This is a genomic window from Burkholderia territorii (assembly GCF_001718335.1).
GTDB classification, from domain to species: Bacteria; Pseudomonadota; Gammaproteobacteria; order Burkholderiales; family Burkholderiaceae; genus Burkholderia; species Burkholderia territorii.
Genome location: NZ_CP013366.1, coordinates 203573 through 224011 on the forward strand (window position 1 = coordinate 203573; position 20439 = coordinate 224011).

Genomic DNA, 20439 nt, shown 5'->3' on the forward strand with positions numbered 1-20439 from the left:
GAAAAGGCGCGGGCGCCGGACCCAGGTCGCGGCGCCCGTGCCGGCGGACGGCGCGTCGCGAGACGCGCGCCGCCGGTCGTGGGGTATTAACCCAGGAGCTTCAGGACTTGCTGCGGCAGCGAGTTCGCCTGTGCCAGCACCGAGATGCCTGCTTGCTGGAGCACTTGCGCCTTGCTCAGGTTCGCCGTTTCCGTCGCGAAGTCCGCGTCGGTGATCTGCGAACGGGCTGCCGACATGTTGGTCGACTGCGTCTGCGTGTTCGTGATCGCCGACTGGAACGTGTTCTGCGTTGCGCCGAGCGTTGCCTGGAACGTGTTGACCTTCGTCAGCACTGCATCGATCGAGCCCATCGCAGCTTGCGAATCGGTGACGCTCGAAACCGTCAGCGCGGACAGGCCGAGGTTGGCCGAGTCCCAGCTTTGCGTGCCGAAGTCAGCGGCGATCGTCTGGCCGTTGACCGCGCCGATCTGGAAGCTGACCGTGCTCAGGCCTTGCAGGACCGACTGGCCGTTGAACGTCGTTTGCGTTGCGACGCGCGAGATTTCCGTCAGGCGGGTCGAGACTTCCGATTGCAGGTTTGCACGTGCGTTGGAGTCGAGCGAGCCGTCGCCTGCTTCAACTGCCAGCTGGCGGATACGCTGCAGGTTGTCGACGATCGACTGGAGCGCGCCGGCCGTCGTCTGGACCATCGAGATGCCGTTGTTCGCGTTCGACACGCCCTGGTTCAGCGCGTTGATCGCGGCCGTCTGGGTCGTCGCGATTGCGAGGCCCGCTGCGTCGTCTGCCGCGCTGTTCACTCGCTTGCCCGACGACAGGCGGTTGATCGCTTGCGACAGCGCGTTTTGCGAGCCCGACAGGTTCGTCTGCGTCGACAGCGAAAGGATGTTGGTGTTGATGTTCAGCATTTGCTTCCTCGTTTTGGAAAATGCCTGAGTACAGACAGGGATCAGGTTCGTTTTCGGCGTTGCGCTTTATCGCGAGTGGCGCTGCCCGCCTTTCCTGGTTGACGGCGGCACCCGGCGAAAACTTTAGAGGGATGCGTGAGGAAAATCGGGACGGAAGCATGCCGCTGCCGCGAAGTCCGCGCCCGGCGTGGCTGGCAGCGATTTTGGCCGGGTTGCGCGACGGCCTCGTTCGACGGTGTGGGCGACCGCGCCGCGCGGGGCGGCGAACCGGAAGCGACAAAAGGATGGTTTTGTCTGTGATTTCCTGATATGATGGCGGGCTGAATTGAGATTTTCTGTCAAGCCTGTGCCGTCCCGGCACTCTTGCTGGCAGTCAAACGCGGCGCTGCACGCGGCTTGTGAAGCGTACTCGCGGTGCTTTGTGCCTCTCTTTTCCGGCCTCCGAGGCCGTATTTCCGCTCGTTTCGCCTGTTGTGGGGACGCCCGGATGGCCGGTGCGTGGCGCTTGGCCGCTACGTTTTTGACCGTTTAAGCAATTTAGGAACGACATGACGACGATTCTTCTGAAAGAAAACGAGCCGTTCGAAGTGGCGATTCGCCGCTTTCGCCGTGCTATCGAAAAAAATGGCCTGATCGCTGAACTGCGCGAACGCCAGTCCTACGAAAAGCCGACCGCAGTCCGCAAGCGCAAGAAGGCAGCAGCCGTCAAGCGCCTGCACAAGCGTCTGCGCAGCCAGATGCTGCCGAAGAAGCTCCACTAAGAGCATCTACGGTTCGCCGCGAAACGGCGGAGCGGGCTTCGAAAGAAGCCGCTCCGCCGTTTTGCTTTTCGGCGCCGGGAAACGGGCATCGGTCTCGGATTCAAGCGCTGGCGCAGCGGCCGCTGAGCGCGACGCGGCGGTTTCGATGGCTTGCGGGGGGGCTTCGGGGCGCCGCGGCCGGGTGCGCTCCGGAGTCGTCATCGCGACGTTCGGCAGCGGCGTGACGGCGGCGGCGCGTGCGTGAAGAATGAAGAGAAAAGCGCAGCGCGTGCGCGCCGGGCCGCGCATGACCCGATGACGTGCCGAACGCGGCCGCCCGGCGCGCGGAGCGGGTTTCGCGCCGTCAGCCTGCCTTGCGGCGCCCCGCCGGCTGCTGCTTGCCGCCGAGCGCCGCGCATCTGGCGTGGCACGGACAGCCGGTCTCGTGGTCGTTGACCATCCCGGTTGCCTGCATCAGCGCGTAGCAGATCGTCGAGCCGACGAACTTGCAGCCGTATTCCTTCAGCGCCTTGCTGAGCGCATCCGACTGGGCCGTCGATGCGGGCGCGTCGCGATACGACTGCCACGCGTTCTGCACCGGCGTGTGGTCGACGAACGACCACAGGAACTGCGCGAGCGACCCGTGGTCGTCCCGAATGCGCTGCACGGCCCGCGCATTGGTGACCGCGGATTCCACCTTCGCCCGATTGCGCACGATGCCGGGATTTTCGAGCAGTTTCTCGATGCGCTTCGGCGTGAAGCGCGCGACCGCGTCGACATCGAACTCGGCGAACGCCTCGCGATAGCCGGCGCGCTTGTTCAGGATCGTCGACCAGGACAGCCCCGCCTGCGCGCCTTCCAGAATCAGCATTTCGAACAAGTGACGATCGTCATGCGACGGCACGCCCCACTCGGTATCGTGATAGTGAGCATCCGCTTCCGTCTTTACCCAGTTGCACCGCTGCGACATCGTCCGCCTCGTTCCAGTGTCGATTCGATCGTGCCAGCATAGCGGAACGGCCATTCTCGGCATAGCCGGCCGAACGGCAGATGGGCGCGCGGCGCCGATCCGGTTAAGCTTGGCGCCTGTTCGAATCAGCAGGATCAACGCATGACGGCATTACTTTTCGCGATCGGCATCGACGGCGGCGGCACCGGCACCCGCGCGGTACTGGCCGACCGGCACGGGCGCGAGCTCGCGCAGGGGCGCGGCGGCCCGTCGGGGCTCGGCCTCGGCATCGAGCGCGCGTGGGCATCGATCGGCGCGGCCTGTGCCGATGCCTTCGCACGGGCGGGGCTCGCTTTCGACTGGTCGCAATGCGCGCTCGGCTGCGGGCTCGCGGGCGTCAACAATGCCGCGTGGCTCGCCGCGTTCCGTGCGCAGGCGCCGCTCGGCGCGCTCGCGATCGAGAGCGACGCGTATACGACCGTCGTCGGCGCGCACGGCGGCGCACCGGGCCTCATCGTCGCGCTCGGCACCGGCAGCATCGCCGCGGCGCTCGACGCGGCGGGCGATTGCCGGATCGCGGGCGGCTTCGGCTTTCCGTCCGGCGACGAGGCGAGCGGCGCGTGGCTCGGCATGCGCGCGCTGGCCTACGCGCAGCAGGCGCTGGACGGCCGGGCGCCGCGCGACGCGTTTGCCTACGCGCTGCTCGCGGAAACGGGCGCGCACGATCGCGATGCGCTCGTCCAGTGGTCGTGCGATGCGAACCAGACGATCTACGCGCGCCTCGCGCCGATCGTGTTCGCGCACCGCGACCATCCTTGCGCTGCAGCGCTGATCGCGCAGGCCGGCGACGAGATCGGCAAGATGATCGACGCGCTCGATCCTGCACAGGCGCTGCCGGTCGCGCTGTGCGGCGGGCTCGCCGACGCGCTGGCGCCGGCCGTGCCGGCGCGCCACGCGGCCCGGCTGCGCGCGCCGCTCGACGATTCCGCGCACGGCGCGTTGCGGCTCGCGCTGCAGGCGTTGGCGGCGACGCAAGCGGAGTGAGTGGTCCGGACGGCCGGTGTGCGGCGGGCAGGCCGGGCCGGCTGTGCCGGTCGCGCAGCCCGAAACCCGTGCCGGTCGCTAACCGTCCGGCGGCTCCCGGTGCACGACGTTAAAATGGCGGTTCCGCAGCGTCCTGCGCGTCATTCCCCGTCCCATGTACAAAGTCATCGCCACCGATCTCGACGGCACTCTGCTGAACAGCGACCACCAGCTCGACCCGTACACGATCGAAACCGTCCGCCGGCTCGACCGCGACGGCCTGCAGTTCGTGATCGCGACGGGGCGCCACTACGCTGACGTCGCCGGTATCCGCGACGTGCTGGGCATCCGGCCTTACCTGATCACGTCGAACGGCGCGCGTGTGCATGCGCCGGACGACACGGCGATCCACGCGCAGGACATCGATCCCGCAATCGTGCGCGGCCTCGTGCAGCCGGAGGTGACGGGCGCGCACGGGCGGGTGATCGTCAACCTGTTCACCGATCGCGGCTGGCTGATCGATCGCGACGCGCCGCACCTGCTCGAATTCCACCAGGATTCGGGATTCCGCTACGACGTGATCGACATGACCGCGCACGACGGCGCCGATATCGCTAAGGTGCTGTACATCGGCGAGCCGGCCGATCTGGCGGTGGTCGCCGAGCAGATGCGCGTGCGGTACGGCGACGCGCTGTACGTCACGTACTCGCTGCCGGACTGTCTGGAGGTGATGACCGCCAACGTGTCGAAGGGCCGCGCGCTGCGTGCGGTGCTCGCGCGGCTCGGCGTCGATGCCGGCCACTGCATCGCCTTCGGCGACAACATGAACGACATCGACCTGCTCGAAACGGCCGGCCACGCGTTCATGATGAACAACGCGAACCCCGACCTGATCGCGCAACTGCCGCATATCCCGCGGATCGGCAACAACTTCGACGCGGGCGTCGCCCGTCACCTGCGCACGCTGTTCGCGCTCGAGGACACCCTCGACGGCGTCGCCGCTTCCTGAGCGGCCAAGATGAGCGGCCAAGACGAGCGGCCAAGACGAGCGGCCAAGACGAGCGGCCATGAAAAACGGGCGCCAGCGGCGCCCGTCCAAATTACCTGCCTCGATGTTGTTCGACAGCGTGAGGCTCGCTGCTCTGCTCGCGCGACCCCGTAGTGTTTATTCGCTGGTGCGAGCGGATGCGGGCAGCAGGGAGACAGCATCGTCGCGCCCGGCGATCAGCGGGTAGACGATCCCTGCGATGGCCGCACCGATGATCGGCGCGACCCAGAACAGCCACAACTGACCGATCGCGTCGCCGCCGACGAACAGCGCGGTGCCGGTCGAGCGAGCCGGGTTCACCGATGTGTTGGTGACCGGGATCGAGATCAGGTGAATCAACGTGAGGCACAGGCCGATCGCGATCGGCGCGAAGCCGGCCGGCGCGCGCTTGTCGGTGGCGCCGAGAATCACGAACAGGAAGAAGCCCGTCATCACGACTTCGCAGATGAACGCCGCGCCGAGCGAGTAGTGGCCGGGCGAGCGCTCGCCGAAGCCGTTCGTCGCGAAGCCGCTGCCGACGACGTCGAAGCCGGGCTTGCCGGTCGCGATCAGGTACAGCACGAATGCACCCAGCGTGGCGCCGACCACCTGCGCAACGATGTACGGCGCGAGATCGCGCGCCGGGAAGCGGCCGGCAACCGTCAGACCGACGCTCACCGCCGGATTCAGATGGCAGCCCGAAATATGGCCGATCGCGAATGCCATCGTCAGCACGGTCAGGCCGAAGGCAAGCGCGACGCCGGCAAAGCCGATGCCGAGGCCCGGAAAGGCGGCGGCCAGCACGGCGCTTCCGCACCCGCCGAGCACCAGCCAGAACGTGCCGAATACCTCTGCAGCCAGACGCTGAGAAAGATTCATGTAAGGACCTCGTTCAAGTGGGTTGAAGACAAACGGACGGCCGGATGATTTATTCCGACGCCCGAATTGGTCTGGATTATAGGAAATGAATCGGCCTCGAGAGGGTCAACGATTGTTAAATTTGAATGAGCGGCGAATGGCTTTTATTAGAATAAGTCCGCATTCTCGATATCGACGAATCGGTTAAAGATGACGGCATTAATTTCGAAGCGCAGGGCGGCAGTACGATGACGTAACGGATGTTGGTGTTCCGGCCGGACTCGCCGGAGCCGCATCATGGAAAAGGGGAGTCGAAAAATGTCTCAATACGCGAAACTCAAGGCGCAGATCGCCGAGTTGCAGGCCCAGGCGGATGACGTGCGTCGCCAGGAAGTGGCGGCGGTGATCGCCGATGTCCAGCGAATGATTGCCGAATATGGCCTGACGGCCGAGGACCTGGGCTTCGCGGAGCGAGCGCGGCGCGGCCGTCCGCCGAAAAAGGCACCGCTGCCCCCGAAATACCGCGATCCGAAGTCGGGCGCAACCTGGAGCGGGCGCGGCAAGCCGCCGAATTGGATCGTCGGGAAAAACCGCGACCGTTTCCTGATCGAATGACCGCAAAAAGAAAGAGCCGCATCGACGATGCGGCTCTTTCGCGTGTTCGGGATTTTCACGCCGATTTCAGCGCAAATTTTGCCCGATATTTCCTGACGAATTTCAGCGTCACGCGCCCGCGACCTGACGCAGCACCGGCCGTTTTGCCGCCGTGCAAAGCGATTCGTAAGTTTCGACATAACGCCGCGCCATCGCTTTCGCGCTGAAGCGCGTCTCGAAACGTGCGCGGATCGCGTCGCGCGACAGGCTGTCGATCCGGTGCAGCGCACCCACCGCGCCCTGCACGTCCTCGACGATGAAGCCGGTCATGCCGTCCTCGATCACTTCCGGCACCGAGCCGCGGTTGAACGCGACGACCGGCGTGCCGCAGGCCATCGCCTCGATCATCACCAGCCCGAACGGCTCCGGCCAGTCGATCGGGAACAGCAGCGCCTTCGCGCCCGACAGGAACGCGGGCTTCTGCGCCTCGTTGATCTCGCCGATGAATTCGACGTGCGCCTCGCCCAGCAGCGGTTCGATCACTTCCTTGAAGTAGTCGGCGTCGGCCTTGTCGACCTTCGCGGCGATCTTCAGCGGCAGCCCGCTTTGCGCGGCGATCCGGATCGCGGTGTCGACCCGCTTTTCGGGACAGATCCGGCCGAGGAACGCGAGATATTCGGGCTTCACGTCCGGTTGCGGCGTGAGCAGCGTGTCGGGCAGCCCGTGATACACGGTGCCGGCCCACGCGGCCTGCGGCAGTGGCTTGCGCTGGTTGTTCGAGATCGACACGACCGGCGCGTCCGGGAATGCGTCGAATACCGGCTGCAGCTCCGGCAGGTCGAGGCGGCCGTGCAGCGTCGTCACGTACGGCGTATCGAGGCGCGACATCAGCGAGAACGGCAGGTAGTCGAGATGGAAGTGCAGCACGTCGAATTCGTGCGCGACACGGGCGACCTGCTCGATCAGGCGCATATGGGGCGCCATCGAATCGCGAATCGACGGGTCGAGCCGCAGTGCGCGCGGCCATGCCGCCTCGAGACGGGCGGACGTGACCGAGTCGCCGCTCGCGAACAGCGTCACGTCGTGGCCGAGCTCGACGAGCGCCTCGGTGAGGTAGGACACGACACGCTCGGTGCCGCCATAGAGTTTCGGCGGGACAGCTTCGTAAAGCGGCGCGATCTGGGCAATACGCATGGGCGTTCTCCGGTGTCGACCAGCGCGGGGCGCTCTGGTGCGCACGCTGGTCCGATGCAAGGTTGCGGAACTCGCCGACGCACGCGCTGTGCGGTACGTGGCCCGTCCGGCGCGCGGTGCGCGGAAGGCGGGCGGCAAGCTGCGGGGCGGGCCGGCGCGGCTACAGCCACCGCCCATTGGAGTCCATTATCGATATCGCCTTCGGGGGTTCGAGTGTTTTTTCAAACACTTAAGGCTTGTTACACCGTGAAATACGCGAAAACCCCGATAAAAAGGGTGCGGAAACGCAAAGCGATATGGCAACGAGAATTGTTGCGCTATCGTGAAAAACCACTATAATTTTTACCGATTCATTTCCCGGCAGCCTTGCCGGGACGCCCTCAGCCGGATTCTTCCCATGCGCAAGCGCATCGTCGACGAATTCGCGCATCATTCGCCCCGCCGTTTGTTCCCTTTCAATTCGCTTTGTCGGAAAAATTCCTACACGGTTTACAGACAAATCCTGCGCGGCATACGCCACTTCGCTGATACCGGCATAAATGCCGTTTGACCAAAATTCGCCCTGTAAGACTATAAACGTGCCGACGGTGCGCCCAACGGGGCCTGATCGAGCAAACGTTTTCATAACATGAAAGGCCAAAGCAAAGCTCTTAACGGGGGAATCATGAGCGCCACCAGCGAAATGCTCAGTGAGATCAAAGAGGTCAACCTGTCGTACCTCCTCCTCGCGCAGCGCCTGCTGCGGGAAGACAAAGCGATGGGCATGTTCCGCATGGGCGTGTCCGAGGAACTGGCCGACGTGCTCGCGAACCTCACGCTCGCCCAGACCGTGAAGCTCGCCGCGTCGAACCAGATGCTGTGCCGCTTCCGCTTCGACGATCACGCGTTGCTGTCGTCGCTCGCCGACAAGGGGCGCAGCGATGTCGTCACGCACGCGCATTCGGCCATCCTGATGGCCGGGCAGCCGGTCGAAAGCGTCCGCTGATCACTTCCCGCCTTGCGTTCGTCCCGGCGCGCCGCGCCGGCAGGCGACGTATTGGCCACTCATTCGAACAACGTCAGCGGACGGTTATTCACCATGGCAAGCAAAAGCGTCGTGATCGAGGTGAAGGAAATCACCCTCGCCATCGAACTGATCGAACTGGGCGCCCGCCTGCAGCTGCTGGAGGCGGAGACGAGCCTGTCGCGCGATCGCCTGATCAAGCTGTACAAGGAGCTCAAGGGTGCGTCGCCGCCGAAGGGGATGCTGCCGTTCTCGACCGACTGGTTCATGACGTGGCAGCCGAACATCCACTCGTCGCTGTTCTACAACATCTACCGGTTCATGCAGGACCACGGCCGTTGCGAGCCGATCCAGTCGATCGTGAAGGCGTACCGGCTGTATCTGGAGCACGTGAACCTGTCCGGCGACGAGGCTGCGCTGAGCCTCACGCGCGCGTGGACGCTGGTGCGCTTCTTCGACTCGGGGATGCTGCAGATGACTCCGTGCACGCGCTGCGGCGGCCACTTCGTCGCGCATGCGCATGATCCGCATCAAGGTTTCGTGTGCGGCCTTTGCCAGCCGCCGTCGCGCGCAGGCAAGACCCGCAAGGCCGCCGCCGCGCGCGCCGAGCTGTCCGCCGCCGCGGCCTGAGCGCCGCCCGGCGGGGCGCGAGCGGTAGCCGGATGGTTGCCGCCCGCCGCGCGAACCGGCCGGGGCTTGCTGGTAAACACCGCCGTGCCGCCGTGGCGCGGCCGCGAAAGTTTTCCTGCCGACTGCCGTAAACCTGATTAACGGCGGTCTCCCCGCCGGTCATTCGTGAGGGACAGGCAGTGCTGATTATCGTGGGAACACTCGTGACGCTGTTGTCCGTCTTCGGCGGTTATGCGCTGGCAGGCGGGCATCTGGGCGCATTGATCCAGCCGGTCGAGATCCTGATGATCGCGGGCGCGGGCGTCGGCGCGTTCATCCTCGGCAACGGCATGAAGACCATCAAGGGGACGCTGCGCGTGCTGCCGACGCTCTTCAAGGGCTCGAAGTACACGAAGGACGTCTACATGGAACTGATGGCGCTCCTGTACGTGCTGCTCGCGAAGGCGCGCAAGGAAGGCACGCTGACCCTCGAGGCCGACATCGACGATCCGGACAAGAGCCCGATCTTCACGCAATACCCGAAGATCCTCGCCGATCGCCACATCGTCGAATTCCTGACCGACTACCTGCGTCTGATGGTGGGCGGCAACATGAACGCGTTCGAGATCGAGAGCCTGATGGACGAGGAGATCGAGACGCACCACGCGGAAGGCGAGGGCCCGGCGCACGCGCTGATGCGCGTCGGCGACGCGATGCCGGCATTCGGGATCGTCGCGGCCGTGATGGGCGTCGTGCACACGATGGCCTCCGCCGACAAGCCGCCCGCGGTGCTCGGCGCGATGATCGCGCAGGCGCTGGTCGGCACGTTCCTCGGGATCCTGCTGTCGTACGGGCTGATCGGCCCGCTCGCGAGCCTCGCCGAGCAGCGCGTGGCCGAGTCGACCAAGATGTTCCAGTGCATCAAGGTGACGATCCTCGCGAGCCTGAACGGCTATGCGCCGGCGATCGCGGTCGAGTTCGGCCGCAAGGTGCTGTTCTCGACCGAGCGGCCGTCGTTTACCGAGCTCGAAGAGCACGTACGCCGCGTGAAGGCGAAGTGACGCGGAGCGTTCGATGAGCAAGAACAAGGATCGCGCGATCGTCGTCAAACGGGTGGCCCCGCAGAAGAAGGGCCACCACGGCGGCGCATGGAAGCTCGCGTATGCGGACTTCATGACCGCGATGATGGCGTTCTTCCTGCTGATGTGGCTGCTGAGCTCGGTCACGCCGGTGCAGCTGAAGGGCATCGCCGAGTACTTCAACACGCCGCTGAAGGCCGCGCTGTTCGGCAGCGGCGACCGCAGCTCGCAGGACTCGAGCATCATCAACGGCGGCGGCCGCGACCTGTCGAGCGTCGATGCCGGCACGCTGCGCCGCACCGACGGCACGACCAACCTCGCCGACCGTGTCGCGAAGGCCGGCGACGACAAGACGCGCTCGCAGGCGCAGGGCGCGCAGGACCGGCTCGAGCAGACGCGCCTGCACGACCTGCAGATCAAGCTGATGGCGGCGATCGAGGCGAACCCGACGCTGCGCCAGTTCAAGCAGCAGATCCGCATCGATTCGACGCTGATGGGGCTGCGCATCGAGATCGTCGATACGCAGAAGCGGCCGATGTTCGCGATGTCGAGCGATCACGTCGAGCCGTACATGCGCGACATCCTGCGCGAGATCGGCAAGACGCTGAACGACGTGCCGAACCGGATCATCGTCCAGGGCCACACCGACGCGGTGCCGTACGCGGGCGGCGAAGGCGGCTACAGCAACTGGGAGCTGTCGGCCGACCGCGCGAACGCGTCGCGCCGCGAGCTGATCGCGGGCGGCATGGACGAGGCGAAGGTGCTGCGCGTGCTCGGCCTCGCGTCGACGCAGAACCTGAACAAGGCCGATCCGCTCGATCCGGAAAACCGCCGGATCAGCGTGATCGTGCTGAACCGCAAATCCGAAGATGCGCTGATGCGCGACGACGCGACGACCACGACGCTGTCGGCCGACGCGGCGGGCTCGAAGCTGCTGGCCCAGCAGCTCGGCGGCCCGGCGCCGGCCGCGCGACCGGCGCTCGCGAGCGCCGTCGCCGTGGCGCCGAAACCCTGACGCTTCCAAGATTCCGGGACACGCATGAAACAACCCTCACGCCCACTTCGTCCGCTGCCCCCCGACGGGGCCGTCAGCCATTCCGGAGCGGACCTGCGGAGGCCGGCATGATCCGCACCATTCTCGCCATCGACGACTCCGCGACGATGCGCGCGCTGCTGCACGCGACGCTCGCGCAGGCCGGCTACGACGTGACGGTGGCGCCGGACGGCGAAGCCGGCTTCGACCTGGCGGCCACCGTGCCGTACGACCTGGTGCTGACCGACCAGAACATGCCGCGCAAGAGCGGGCTGGAGGTGATCGCCGCGCTGCGCAAGCTGACGGCCTACGCAGAGACGCCGATCCTCGTGCTGACGACCGAAGGCAGCGATGCCTTCAAGGACGCCGCGCGCGACGCGGGCGCGACGGGCTGGATCGAGAAGCCGATCGACCCGGCCGTGCTGGTCGACCTGGTCGCGACGCTGTCCGAGCAGACCGCCTCCTGACATGAACGCGACGTATCCAACCGGTGACCGGGCATGACTCTCGACATCACGCAGTTCTACCAGACCTTTTTCGACGAAGCGGACGAGTTGCTCGCGCAGATGGAGCAGCTGCTGCTGAACCTCGACGTCGGCTCGCCCGACCCCGAGGACCTGGCCGCGATCTTCCGCGCCGCGCATTCGATCAAGGGCGGCGCGGCGACCTTCGGTTTTTCCGCGCTGACCGAGACGACCCACATCCTGGAGTCGCTGCTCGACCGCGCGCGCAACCACGAGCTGACGCTGACCAAGGAAATGGTCGACGCGTTCCTCGAGACCAAGGACGTGTTGTCCGACCAGCTGGCCGACTATCGCGCGAGCGCGGAACCGGATGCGGCGGCTGCCGCGACGATCTGCGCGAAGCTCGAACGCCTGAAGGCAGAAAGCGGCGGCGGCGTGGCCGCGGCGGCGGATGCCGCGCAGGCCGTGCCGGCAGCAACCGCCGTGCCGGCCGAGGCGGCCGCACCGGCGCCGGCGCCTGCCGCTGGCGATCGCGCGCCCGATCACGTGGTCGAACAGGCCGTCGCGGCTGCGCATCCGGCAGAGGACGCCGGCGCGGGCGGCCCGCACCTGAAGATCACGCTCGCAGGCGTCGACGCGAAGGACCAGGCGCTGCTGACCGAAGAACTCGGCAATCTCGGCCGGATCGTCGCCCGCGAGGAAGCGGGTGCCGACCTGACGCTGTGGCTCGAATCGGACGTGCCGTCCGACGACATCGTCGCCGTGTGCTGCTTCGTGATCGACGACAGCCAGATCCGCATCGCGCGCGGGACCGCGCCGGCCGCACCGGCGGCGCCCGCCGTCGCGACGGCCGCGCCCGAACCGGCCGCCGCGCCGGAGCCGGCCGCGCGCGTCGAGGTATTCGCACAAGCCGCCGGTGCCGCACCGGCCGCCGCCGCCGCACCGCAAGCGCCGGCGCAACCGGCGCCGCAAGCCGCCGCGCAACCGCACGCGGAACCTGCCGCGTCGGCTGCGCAGGCCGCCGCGCACCACGACGACAAGCGCCCGCGCCCGGCGGCTGCCGCATCGGGTGCCGAAGGCAGCTCGATCCGCGTCGGCGTCGAGAAGGTCGACCAGCTGATCAACCTGGTCGGCGAGCTCGTGATCACGCAGGCGATGCTCGCGGAAACGGCGAGCGCGTTCGATCCGGCGCTGCACGACCGCCTGTTCAACGGGATGGCGCAGCTCGAGCGCAACGCGCGCGACCTGCAGGAAGCGGTGATGTCGATCCGCATGATGCCGATGGACTACGTGTTCAGCCGCTTCCCGCGCCTCGTGCGCGACCTGGCCGGCAAGCTCGGCAAGCAGGTCGAGCTCGTCACGTTCGGTCAGGCGACCGAGCTCGACAAGAGCCTCATCGAGCGGATCATCGACCCGCTCACGCACCTCGTGCGCAACAGCCTCGACCACGGGATCGAGACCGTCGACAAGCGCATCGCCGCGGGCAAGGACGCGGTCGGCCAGCTCGTGCTGTCGGCCGCGCATCACGGCGGCAACATCGTGATCGAGGTCAGCGACGACGGCGGCGGCCTGAACCGCGAACGGATTCTCGCGAAGGCCGCCAAGCAGGGCATGCAGATCCCCGACAACATCAGCGACGACGAAGTCTGGCAGCTGATCTTCGCGCCGGGCTTCTCGACGGCCGAGACGGTGACCGACGTGTCGGGCCGCGGCGTCGGGATGGACGTCGTGAAGCGCAACATCCAGTCGATGGGCGGCCACGTCGAGATCTCGTCGCAGGCCGGCCGCGGCACGACCACGCGGATCGTGCTGCCGCTCACGCTCGCGATCCTCGACGGGATGTCGGTGAAGGTCGGCACGGAGATCTTCATCCTGCCGCTGAACTTCGTGATGGAGTCGCTGCAACCGTCGAACGACGACATCTACACGGTCGGCAACGGCGAGCGCGTGGTGCGCGTGCGCGGCGAATACCTGCCGCTGGTCGCGCTGCACGAAGTGTTCTCGGTCGAGGACGCGCGCACCGACCCGACCCAGGGCATCGTCACGATCATGGAAACCGAGGGGCGCCGCTTCGCGATGCTGATCGACGAGCTCGTCGGCCAGCAGCAGGTGGTCGTGAAGAACCTCGAAACGAACTACCGCAAGGTGCACGGCATCTCGGCGGCGACCATCCTCGGCGACGGCAGCGTCGCACTGATCGTCGACGTCGCGGCGCTGAACCGTGAAACCCGTGCGACGCACGGCGCCCGAGCCGGCGCCGAGCTCGCGATCTTCTGACTTTCGCCATTCAACCGATTGGGGGCAAACGTGTCTGCTGAAGTCCAAATGATCAATCCGGCCGCGGCGAACGCGGCAACCAGCCGCCGCGACGCGGAGCAGGGCGATGCGACGGGCCAGGAGTTCCTCGTCTTCACGCTCGGCGACGAGGAATACGGGATCGACATCCTGAAGGTGCAGGAAATCCGTGGCTACGACAGCGTCACGCGCATCGCGAACGCGCCGGACTTCATCAAGGGCGTGATCAACCTGCGCGGGATCATCGTGCCGATCGTCGACATGCGGATCAAGTTCCATCTGGGCCGCGTCGAGTACGACCACCAGACCGTCGTGATCATCCTGAACGTGTCGAACCGCGTGGTCGGGATGGTGGTCGACGGCGTGTCGGACGTGCTGACGCTGCAGACCGACCAGATCATGCCGGCGCCGGAATTCGGCGCGACGCTGACCACCGAGTACCTGACGGGCCTCGGCACGGTCGACGGCCGGATGCTGATCCTGATGGACATCGAGAAGCTGATGTCGAGCCGGGAAATGGCGCTGATCGAGACGCTCGGCGGGTAAGCGCGCCGCGCGCGCAGGAATTTCGGGAGAATCTGCAATGTTGCATAACTGGTCGATCCGCACGACGCTCACGGCGGTCGGACTCATCCTCGTGGCGCTGGCCGCCGCCGTCGGCGGGCTCGGCCTTTACGCGCTCAATCACGCGAGCCGTTCGCTCGACGAGATCGCGCACGTCGACCTGCCGGCGATTCACACGCTCGACGACACGGCCGCGCACCTGCTGCGCGCCCGTGTCGCGCTCGACCGCTTCCGCACGCTGACCGAAGCCGGCAATTCGGCCGATGCGGCGAAGGTGCTCGACCGCGCGCAGGAGCTGTTCGCGAAGTCGAACCAGAACTGGCAGGCGTTCCAGGCGTTGCCGAAGCTCGGCGTCGAGCAGGCGCTCGTCGACGAGCTCACCGCGCGCTACACGACGATCGTGAAGGAAGGCGCCGAGCCCGAATTTGCCGCGGCGCGCGCGGGCGACATGGCGGCGTACCACGCGATTGCCGACACGAAGATCAGCCCGATGTTCGTCGCGTTCGACCAGACGGCGGCGGGCGTGATCGCATCGCTGCAGAAGCGCGCGGAAGAACGCCAGACCGCGACGCAATCGCAGATCTCGCTGATGGTCGCGCTGATCGCGGCCGGCATCGCGGTCGCGTTCGTCGTCGTGATCGCGATCCGCTTCGCGCTGCGCGGGTTGATCGTGAAGCCGCTCGAGGACGCGATCGCGCACTTCGAGCGCATCGCGGGCGGCGATCTCACGCAGCCGGTGAACGTGTTCAGCACCAACGAGATCGGCCGCCTGTTCGGCGGCATCAAGCGGATGCAGGACGCCGTGACGGCGATGGTGCAGGCCGTGCATCGCGGCACCGAGTCGATCGACGTCGGCGCGCGCGAGATTTCGACCGGCAACACCGACCTGTCGCAGCGCACCGAGGAACAGGCCGCGTCGCTGCAGGAAACCGCATCGAGCATGGAGCAGCTGACCGGCACCGTGCGGCAGAACGCGGAGAACGCGCGGCAGGCGAGCCAGCTCGCGGTGAACGCGTCGGACATCGCGATGCAGGGCGGCGAGGTCGTCGGCCAGGTCGTGTCGACGATGCAGGACATCGCGGCGAGCTCGGGCAAGGTCGTCGACATCATCGGCACGATCGAAGGCATCGCGTTCCAGACCAACATCCTCGCGCTGAACGCGGCGGTCGAAGCCGCGCGCGCGGGCGAGCAGGGCCGAGGCTTCGCGGTGGTCGCGGGCGAAGTGCGCTCGCTGGCGCAGCGCAGCGCGAGCGCCGCGAAGGAAATCAAGCAGCTGATCGGCGACTCGGCCGAGAAGGTCGAAAGCGGCTCGGCGCTCGTCGCGCGCGCCGGCTCGACGATGGACGAGATCGTGCAGGCCGTGCGCCGCGTGACCGACATCATGGGCGAGATCAGCGCCGCGTCGGACGAGCAGTCGACCGGCATCGAGCAGGTCAATCGCGCGGTCGGCCAGATGGATTCGGTCACGCAGCAGAACGCGGCGCTCGTCGAGCAGGCCGCGGCGGCAGCCGCATCGCTCGAGGAGCAGACGCGCCAGATGAAGGCGGTCGTGTCGGCGTGGCGCGTCGCGGGCGGCATCGCGCTCGCGCCGGCGCGCCCTGCCGCGCAACCGGCCGCGCACGCATCGGCGCCGGCGTTGCCGGCGGCGCACCGTCACGAAACCTCGCCGGCCGCCCTGCCGGCACCGCAGCCCGCCGCGCAGCCGGCCCGTCGCGCCGCGCCGGCAGCGCATGCGCCGGCACCGGCACCGGCTGCCGGCCACGCCGGCCAGGACGCGAAGCGCGCGCCGGACGCCGCTGCCGCACGCGCATCGAAGGAAGCACCGGCCGCCGGCGGCTACGGCCCGCGTCTCGCGAAGGCGGCCGCCGCACCGGCGCCGAAGCCTGCCGAGAAGCCCGCACTGGTGCGCCCCGCGCTGAACGGCGAGAAGCCGGCGATGGCGGCGGCCGGCACGTCCGACGACGACTGGGAGACTTTCTAAGCCATGCCGTCCGCGCGCGCACCGTTTCGATCCGATGCACCCGACGCCTCGCCCCGCGCGGGCGAGCCCGGGCGCGACTTCGCGTTCACCGGCGCGGATTTCGCACGCATCCGCGCGCTGATTCATCGACGCGCGGGCATTTCGCTGTCCGAGCACAAGCGCGACATGGCGTACAGCCGGCTTGCACGCCGGCTGCGCGCACGCGGCCTCGACACGTTCCGCGACTACCTCGACCTGCTCGAGCAGGAGGACGATCCGCTCGAGTGGGAAGCGTTCACCAACGCGCTGACGACGAACCTGACCGCCTTTTTCCGCGAGTCGCACCATTTCCCGATCCTGGCCGACTTCGTGAAGGGGCGCCCGGCGCCCGTGTCGGTGTGGTGCTCGGCGGCGTCGACCGGCGAGGAGCCTTACTCGATCGCGATCACGCTGATCGAGGCGCTCGGCGAATCGGCCGCGCGCGGCGCATCGATTCTCGCGACCGACCTCGACACGCAGGTGCTCGCGAAGGCCGAGGCCGGCATCTACACGTACGACCAGGTCAAGCATCTGAGCCCCGAGCGGCTCAAGCGCTTCTTCCTGAAAGGCACGGGCGCGCAGGCCGGCCGCGTGAAGGTGCGCCCGGAGCTGCGCGCGATGATCCGCTTCGAGCAGCTGAACCTGACCGATGCCGACTACGGGATCGCGAAACCGTTCGATGCGATCTTCTGCCGCAACGTGATGATCTATTTCGACAAGCCGACGCAGGGGCAGGTGCTGTCGCGCTTCGAGCCGCTCGTGAAGCCGGGCGGCCTGCTGTTCGCCGGGCATTCGGAGAATTTCACGTACGTGTCGCAGGCGTTCCGGCTGCGCGGGCAGACGGTGTACGAGCTGACGCGCGATGCCGCGCCGGGCGTGCGCCCGCGCGCCGCCGCGCCGGCCGCGCCGGTGCCGCCGCGCGCCCATGCGCGTGCCGCGGGCGCCGCCCCCGCGTATGGAGAACGCGGATGAGCGGCCTGCCGATCGCGACCAATCGCTACTTCGACAACCACTTCGAACGCCCGGGCGTGAAGCTGCTGCCGAACGAGTTCTACACGACGGCCGAGGACATGGTGCTGATGACCGTGCTCGGCTCGTGCGTCGCCGCATGCCTGCACGACCCGTTCGCGGGCATCGGCGGGATGAATCACTTCATGCTGCCCGACGACGGTGCCGATGCCGGCGCGGCCGCGTCGGAGTCGATGCGCTACGGCGCGTACGCGATGGAAGTGCTCATCAACGAACTGATCAAGGCCGGCGGGCGCCGCGAGCGCTTCGAGGCGAAGGTGTTCGGCGGTGCGGCGGTGCTGGCGGGAATGACGACCATCAACATCGGCGACCGCAACGCGGATTTCGTGCGCCGCTATCTCGCGCTCGAACGCATCCGCATCACCGCGGAGGATTTGCAGGGCGTGCACCCGCGCAAGGTTGCGTTCATGCCGCGCACCGGCCGCGCGATGGTGAAGAAGCTGCGGTTGCAGGTGCCGGGCGTGACCGAGCGCGAAGCCGCGCTCGCGCGCGAGGCCGACCGCCTGCGCGCCGAGCGGCAGCGCGCGCACGTCGAGCTGTTCGCCGCGAAACGGCCGGCCGCGCCGCCGCCGGCCCGCCCGCGCATCGAGCTGTTCGGCGCGCGCGGCGGCGCGGGCGCGCAGACGACGAACACGAAGGCCGGCAGCCCGTATGCGGCCAACCTTTCGAGAAAGCAGGAGGCATGACCGCAGTGCAGAAGATCAAAGTGTTGTGCGTCGACGATTCGGCGCTGATCCGCAGCCTGATGACGGAGATCATCAACAGCCAGCCCGACATGGAAGTGTGCGCGACCGCGCCCGATCCGCTCGTCGCGCGCGAACTCATCAAGCAGCACAACCCGGACGTCCTGACGCTGGACGTCGAAATGCCGCGCATGGACGGGCTCGACTTCCTCGAGAAGCTGATGCGCCTGCGCCCGATGCCGGTCGTGATGGTGTCGTCGCTGACCGAGCGCGGCTCCGAGATCACGCTGCGCGCGCTCGAACTCGGCGCGGTCGATTTCGTCACGAAGCCGCGCGTCGGGATTCGCGACGGCATGCTCGACTACGCGGAAAAGCTCGCGGACAAGATCCGCGCGGCCTCGCGCGCGCGCGTGCGCCAGGCGCCGCAACCGCAGGCCGCCGTGCGCGCGGCGAGCGGCCAGAGCGCCGCGCCGATGGTCAACAACCCGCTCGTCAGTACCGAGAAGCTGATCATCATCGGCGCGTCCACGGGCGGCACCGAGGCGATCCGCGAGGTGCTGACGCCGCTGCCGCCGGACGCGCCGGCGGTGCTGATCGCGCAGCACATGCCGCCCGGCTTCACGAAATCCTTCGCGCAGCGGCTGAACGGCCTGTGCCGGATCGCGGTGAAGGAAGCCGAGCACGGCGAGCGCGTGCTGCCGGGCCATGCGTACATCGCGCCGGGCCATGCGCACCTGCTGCTCGCGCGCAGCGGCGCGAACTACATCGCGCAGCTGTCCGACGAGCCGCCGGTGAACCGCCACCGGCCGTCGGTCGACGTGCTGTTCCGCTCGGCGGCGCAGCACGCGGGCAAGAACGCGATCGGCGTGATCCTCACGGGGATGGGCCGCGACGGCGCGGCCGGGCTGCTCGACATGAAGCGCGCGGGCGCCCACACGTTCGCGCAGGACGAGGCGAGCTGCATCGTGTTCGGGATGCCGCGCGAGGCGATCGCGCTCGGCGGCGCGGACGAGGTCGCGCCGCTCTCCGAGATGAGCCGGCGCGTGATGGCGCGACTGGCGACGATGGGCGACCGCGTACAGCGCGTCTGAATGAAATGTCACGGGGCACGTGCGATGCTGCGGGCCCCGACGGTAACGAATCTGCAAAGGAACGACGATGGACAAGAGCATGAAAATCCTGGTGGTGGACGACTTCCCGACGATGCGCCGGATCGTCCGCAACCTGCTCAAGGAACTGGGCTACACGAACGTCGACGAAGCCGAGGACGGCGCGGCCGGCCTCGCGCGCCTGCGCGGCGGCGGCTTCGACTTCGTGATTTCCGACTGGAACATGCCGAACCTCGACGGCCTCGCGATGCTGAAGGAAATTCGCGCGGACGCGACGCTCACGCACCTGCCGGTGCTGATGGTCACGGCCGAGTCGAAGAAGGAGAACATCATCGCGGCCGCGCAGGCAGGCGCGAGCGGCTACGTCGTGAAGCCGTTCACGGCCGCGACGCTCGACGAGAAGCTGAACAAGATCATCGACAAGATGGCCAAGGCCGGGAGCTGACGTGAACGAGCCGATCCATGCGGCGCTTGCCGGCGCGGCAATCAACGCCGACGGCCATGCCGAAGGCGCCGATTACGCGAGCGACCGGATCCTCGCGCGCATCGGCCACGTCACGCGCACGCTGCGCGATTCGATGCGCGAGCTCGGGCTCGACAAGCATGTCGAGCGCGCGGCGGAAGCCGTGCCCGATGCGCGCGACCGGCTGCGCTACGTCGCGACGATGACCGAGCAGGCGGCCGAGCGCGTGCTGAACGCGATCGAGGTCGCCAAGCCGATGCAGGAGCGCATCCAGAACGAGGCCGAGGCGCTCGACGCGCGCTGGGCGCAGTGGTATGCGGCGCCGATCGAGCACGCGGAAGTGCGCGAGCTGATGGACGACACGCGCACGTTCCTGCGCACGCTGCCGGAGGCGGCGTCGGCGACCAGCGCGCAACTGCTCGAGATCATGCTCGCGCAGGATTTCCAGGACCTGACCGGGCAGGTGATCAAGAAGATCATGGACATGGTCTACCTGATCGAGCAGCAACTGCTCACCGTGCTCGTCGAGAACATCGCGCCCGAGCGGCGCGAGCAGTTCGCGGCGACCGCGGCCGCGCTCGCGGCCGAGCAGATCAGCGCGACCGGCAGCCCCGAGTCGCTGCTGAACGGGCCGCAGATCGCGCCGGAAGGCAAGTCCGACGTCGTGCAGGACCAGGCGCAGGTCGACGACCTGCTCGCGAGCCTCGGCTTCTGATCCCGCGCCATCGCATCGACGTCGCTCCCGATCGCGGAGCGGCCCGGTGCGCATGGCTTTCCCCCATGCCCGGGTTGTGCCGCGCGGCATGCTGCGGTGCGTCA

At 67.5% G+C, this 20439-nt stretch carries 22 protein-coding genes; 17 read left to right on the forward strand and 5 right to left on the reverse strand.

Features of this window, described 5'->3' with window-relative positions; translation table 11 throughout:
* Window positions 1–86 precede the first annotated feature (86 nt).
* Window positions 87–905 carry a flagellin domain-containing protein gene (locus tag WS51_RS11615; RefSeq protein ID WP_059452616.1) on the reverse strand — a complete coding sequence of 273 codons (819 nt, stop codon included), beginning with the start codon at window positions 903–905 and terminating at the stop codon, window positions 87–89.
* Window positions 906–1453: 548 nt separating this feature from the next.
* Here WS51_RS11615 and rpsU point away from each other — a divergent pair.
* Window positions 1454–1666, forward strand: a complete 213-nt coding sequence (gene rpsU, locus WS51_RS11620; RefSeq protein ID WP_006401410.1) for a 30S ribosomal protein S21 — start codon at window positions 1454–1456, stop codon at window positions 1664–1666.
* A gap of 343 nt (window positions 1667–2009) precedes the next feature.
* Here rpsU and WS51_RS11630 read toward each other — a convergent pair whose 3' ends face one another.
* Window positions 2010–2615 carry a DNA-3-methyladenine glycosylase I gene (locus tag WS51_RS11630; RefSeq protein ID WP_059452617.1) on the reverse strand — a complete coding sequence of 202 codons (606 nt, stop codon included), beginning with the start codon at window positions 2613–2615 and terminating at the stop codon, window positions 2010–2012.
* 141 nt (window positions 2616–2756) lie between these two features.
* Here WS51_RS11630 and WS51_RS11635 point away from each other — a divergent pair, with 141 nt between their 5' ends.
* Entirely contained in the window at window positions 2757–3638 is an 882-nt protein-coding gene (locus tag WS51_RS11635; protein ID WP_069229234.1) for a glucosamine kinase nucleotide-binding domain-containing protein, read from the forward strand.
* A 154-nt stretch (window positions 3639–3792) separates the two neighbouring features.
* The gene (locus WS51_RS11640; RefSeq protein ID WP_059505497.1) at window positions 3793–4626 is read left to right on the forward strand and encodes a Cof-type HAD-IIB family hydrolase; all 834 of its coding nucleotides are present in this window, start codon (window positions 3793–3795) and stop codon (window positions 4624–4626) included.
* 156 nt (window positions 4627–4782) lie between these two features.
* Here WS51_RS11640 and aqpZ read toward each other — a convergent pair whose 3' ends face one another.
* A complete protein-coding gene (gene aqpZ, locus WS51_RS11645; RefSeq protein ID WP_069229235.1) occupies window positions 4783–5523 on the reverse strand; it encodes an aquaporin Z in 741 nt (246 codons plus the stop codon).
* A 297-nt stretch (window positions 5524–5820) separates the two neighbouring features.
* Here aqpZ and WS51_RS11650 point away from each other — a divergent pair, with 297 nt between their 5' ends.
* Entirely contained in the window at window positions 5821–6117 is a 297-nt protein-coding gene (locus WS51_RS11650) for an H-NS histone family protein (RefSeq protein WP_059452621.1), read from the forward strand.
* A gap of 108 nt (window positions 6118–6225) precedes the next feature.
* Here WS51_RS11650 and WS51_RS11655 read toward each other — a convergent pair whose 3' ends face one another.
* Window positions 6226–7290 (reverse strand): glycosyltransferase family 4 protein, encoded by a 1065-nt coding sequence (locus WS51_RS11655; protein ID WP_059505495.1) that lies wholly within the window; start codon window positions 7288–7290, stop codon window positions 6226–6228.
* 229 nt (window positions 7291–7519) lie between these two features.
* Window positions 7520–7915 carry a hypothetical protein gene (locus WS51_RS32080; RefSeq protein WP_155773592.1) on the reverse strand — a complete coding sequence of 132 codons (396 nt, stop codon included), beginning with the start codon at window positions 7913–7915 and terminating at the stop codon, window positions 7520–7522.
* Window positions 7916–7954: 39 nt separating this feature from the next.
* Here WS51_RS32080 and flhD point away from each other — a divergent pair, with 39 nt between their 5' ends.
* The 13 genes from flhD to cheZ all read left to right on the forward strand — a co-directional run bounded on the left by flhD (window position 7955) and on the right by cheZ (window position 20335).
* Window positions 7955–8275, forward strand: coding sequence for a flagellar transcriptional regulator FlhD (flhD, locus tag WS51_RS11660; RefSeq protein WP_034193026.1), 321 nt, complete (start codon window positions 7955–7957; stop codon window positions 8273–8275).
* A gap of 93 nt (window positions 8276–8368) precedes the next feature.
* On the forward strand, window positions 8369–8923 hold the full coding sequence (flhC, locus tag WS51_RS11665) for a flagellar transcriptional regulator FlhC (protein WP_059452623.1): 555 nt from the start codon (window positions 8369–8371) through the stop codon (window positions 8921–8923).
* Between the two features lie 179 nt (window positions 8924–9102).
* Window positions 9103–9963 (forward strand): flagellar motor stator protein MotA, encoded by an 861-nt coding sequence (gene motA, locus WS51_RS11670; RefSeq protein WP_059452624.1) that lies wholly within the window; start codon window positions 9103–9105, stop codon window positions 9961–9963.
* Between the two features lie 13 nt (window positions 9964–9976).
* A complete protein-coding gene (motB, locus tag WS51_RS11675) occupies window positions 9977–10996 on the forward strand; it encodes a flagellar motor protein MotB (RefSeq protein ID WP_059505493.1) in 1020 nt (339 codons plus the stop codon).
* 107 nt (window positions 10997–11103) lie between these two features.
* Window positions 11104–11481: a response regulator gene (locus tag WS51_RS11680; RefSeq protein ID WP_059452626.1), complete on the forward strand. Its 378-nt coding sequence runs from the start codon at window positions 11104–11106 to the stop codon at window positions 11479–11481.
* Window positions 11482–11514: 33 nt separating this feature from the next.
* Entirely contained in the window at window positions 11515–13755 is a 2241-nt protein-coding gene (gene cheA, locus WS51_RS11685) for a chemotaxis protein CheA (protein WP_069229236.1), read from the forward strand.
* A gap of 48 nt (window positions 13756–13803) precedes the next feature.
* Entirely contained in the window at window positions 13804–14319 is a 516-nt protein-coding gene (gene cheW / locus WS51_RS11690) for a chemotaxis protein CheW (RefSeq protein ID WP_031397017.1), read from the forward strand.
* 37 nt (window positions 14320–14356) lie between these two features.
* Window positions 14357–16318, forward strand: coding sequence for a methyl-accepting chemotaxis protein (locus WS51_RS11695; protein ID WP_069229237.1), 1962 nt, complete (start codon window positions 14357–14359; stop codon window positions 16316–16318).
* Window positions 16319–16321: 3 nt separating this feature from the next.
* Window positions 16322–17308: a CheR family methyltransferase gene (locus WS51_RS11700; RefSeq protein WP_059772005.1), complete on the forward strand. Its 987-nt coding sequence runs from the start codon at window positions 16322–16324 to the stop codon at window positions 17306–17308.
* Window positions 17305–18051 carry a chemoreceptor glutamine deamidase CheD gene (gene cheD, locus WS51_RS11705; RefSeq protein WP_059452630.1) on the forward strand — a complete coding sequence of 249 codons (747 nt, stop codon included), beginning with the start codon at window positions 17305–17307 and terminating at the stop codon, window positions 18049–18051. Before WS51_RS11700 ends, cheD begins: the two co-directional genes overlap by 4 nt.
* Window positions 18048–19139: a protein-glutamate methylesterase/protein-glutamine glutaminase gene (locus WS51_RS11710; protein ID WP_059452631.1), complete on the forward strand. Its 1092-nt coding sequence runs from the start codon at window positions 18048–18050 to the stop codon at window positions 19137–19139. The genes cheD and WS51_RS11710 overlap by 4 nt, the downstream gene beginning before the upstream one ends.
* A 67-nt stretch (window positions 19140–19206) precedes the next feature.
* On the forward strand, window positions 19207–19602 hold the full coding sequence (gene cheY, locus WS51_RS11715) for a chemotaxis response regulator CheY (RefSeq protein ID WP_006754880.1): 396 nt from the start codon (window positions 19207–19209) through the stop codon (window positions 19600–19602).
* A 1-nt stretch (window position 19603) separates the two neighbouring features.
* Complete coding sequence (gene cheZ, locus WS51_RS11720; RefSeq protein WP_059452632.1) at window positions 19604–20335, forward strand: protein phosphatase CheZ; 732 nt, start codon at window positions 19604–19606, stop codon at window positions 20333–20335.
* Window positions 20336–20439: the final 104 nt, after the last annotated feature.

Bases quoted from the DNA above. Each gene is read 5' to 3' on its own strand.
- WS51_RS11615 (WP_059452616.1), bottom strand. From the start codon at position 905: ATGCTGAACATCAACACCAACATCCTTTCGCTGTCGACGCAGACGAAC.
- rpsU (WP_006401410.1), top strand. From the start codon at position 1,454: ATGACGACGATTCTTCTGAAAGAAAACGAGCCGTTCGAAGTGGCGATT.
- WS51_RS11630 (WP_059452617.1), bottom strand. From the start codon at position 2,615: ATGTCGCAGCGGTGCAACTGGGTAAAGACGGAAGCGGATGCTCACTAT.
- WS51_RS11635 (WP_069229234.1), top strand. From the start codon at position 2,757: ATGACGGCATTACTTTTCGCGATCGGCATCGACGGCGGCGGCACCGGC.
- WS51_RS11640 (WP_059505497.1), top strand. From the start codon at position 3,793: ATGTACAAAGTCATCGCCACCGATCTCGACGGCACTCTGCTGAACAGC.
- aqpZ (WP_069229235.1), bottom strand. From the start codon at position 5,523: ATGAATCTTTCTCAGCGTCTGGCTGCAGAGGTATTCGGCACGTTCTGG.
- WS51_RS11650 (WP_059452621.1), top strand. From the start codon at position 5,821: ATGTCTCAATACGCGAAACTCAAGGCGCAGATCGCCGAGTTGCAGGCC.
- WS51_RS11655 (WP_059505495.1), bottom strand. From the start codon at position 7,290: ATGCGTATTGCCCAGATCGCGCCGCTTTACGAAGCTGTCCCGCCGAAA.
- WS51_RS32080 (WP_155773592.1), bottom strand. From the start codon at position 7,915: ATGAAAACGTTTGCTCGATCAGGCCCCGTTGGGCGCACCGTCGGCACG.
- flhD (WP_034193026.1), top strand. From the start codon at position 7,955: ATGAGCGCCACCAGCGAAATGCTCAGTGAGATCAAAGAGGTCAACCTG.
- flhC (WP_059452623.1), top strand. From the start codon at position 8,369: ATGGCAAGCAAAAGCGTCGTGATCGAGGTGAAGGAAATCACCCTCGCC.
- motB (WP_059505493.1), top strand. From the start codon at position 9,977: ATGAGCAAGAACAAGGATCGCGCGATCGTCGTCAAACGGGTGGCCCCG.
- WS51_RS11680 (WP_059452626.1), top strand. From the start codon at position 11,104: ATGATCCGCACCATTCTCGCCATCGACGACTCCGCGACGATGCGCGCG.
- cheA (WP_069229236.1), top strand. From the start codon at position 11,515: ATGACTCTCGACATCACGCAGTTCTACCAGACCTTTTTCGACGAAGCG.
- cheW (WP_031397017.1), top strand. From the start codon at position 13,804: ATGATCAATCCGGCCGCGGCGAACGCGGCAACCAGCCGCCGCGACGCG.
- WS51_RS11695 (WP_069229237.1), top strand. From the start codon at position 14,357: ATGTTGCATAACTGGTCGATCCGCACGACGCTCACGGCGGTCGGACTC.
- WS51_RS11700 (WP_059772005.1), top strand. From the start codon at position 16,322: ATGCCGTCCGCGCGCGCACCGTTTCGATCCGATGCACCCGACGCCTCG.
- cheD (WP_059452630.1), top strand. From the start codon at position 17,305: ATGAGCGGCCTGCCGATCGCGACCAATCGCTACTTCGACAACCACTTC.
- WS51_RS11710 (WP_059452631.1), top strand. From the start codon at position 18,048: ATGACCGCAGTGCAGAAGATCAAAGTGTTGTGCGTCGACGATTCGGCG.
- cheY (WP_006754880.1), top strand. From the start codon at position 19,207: ATGGACAAGAGCATGAAAATCCTGGTGGTGGACGACTTCCCGACGATG.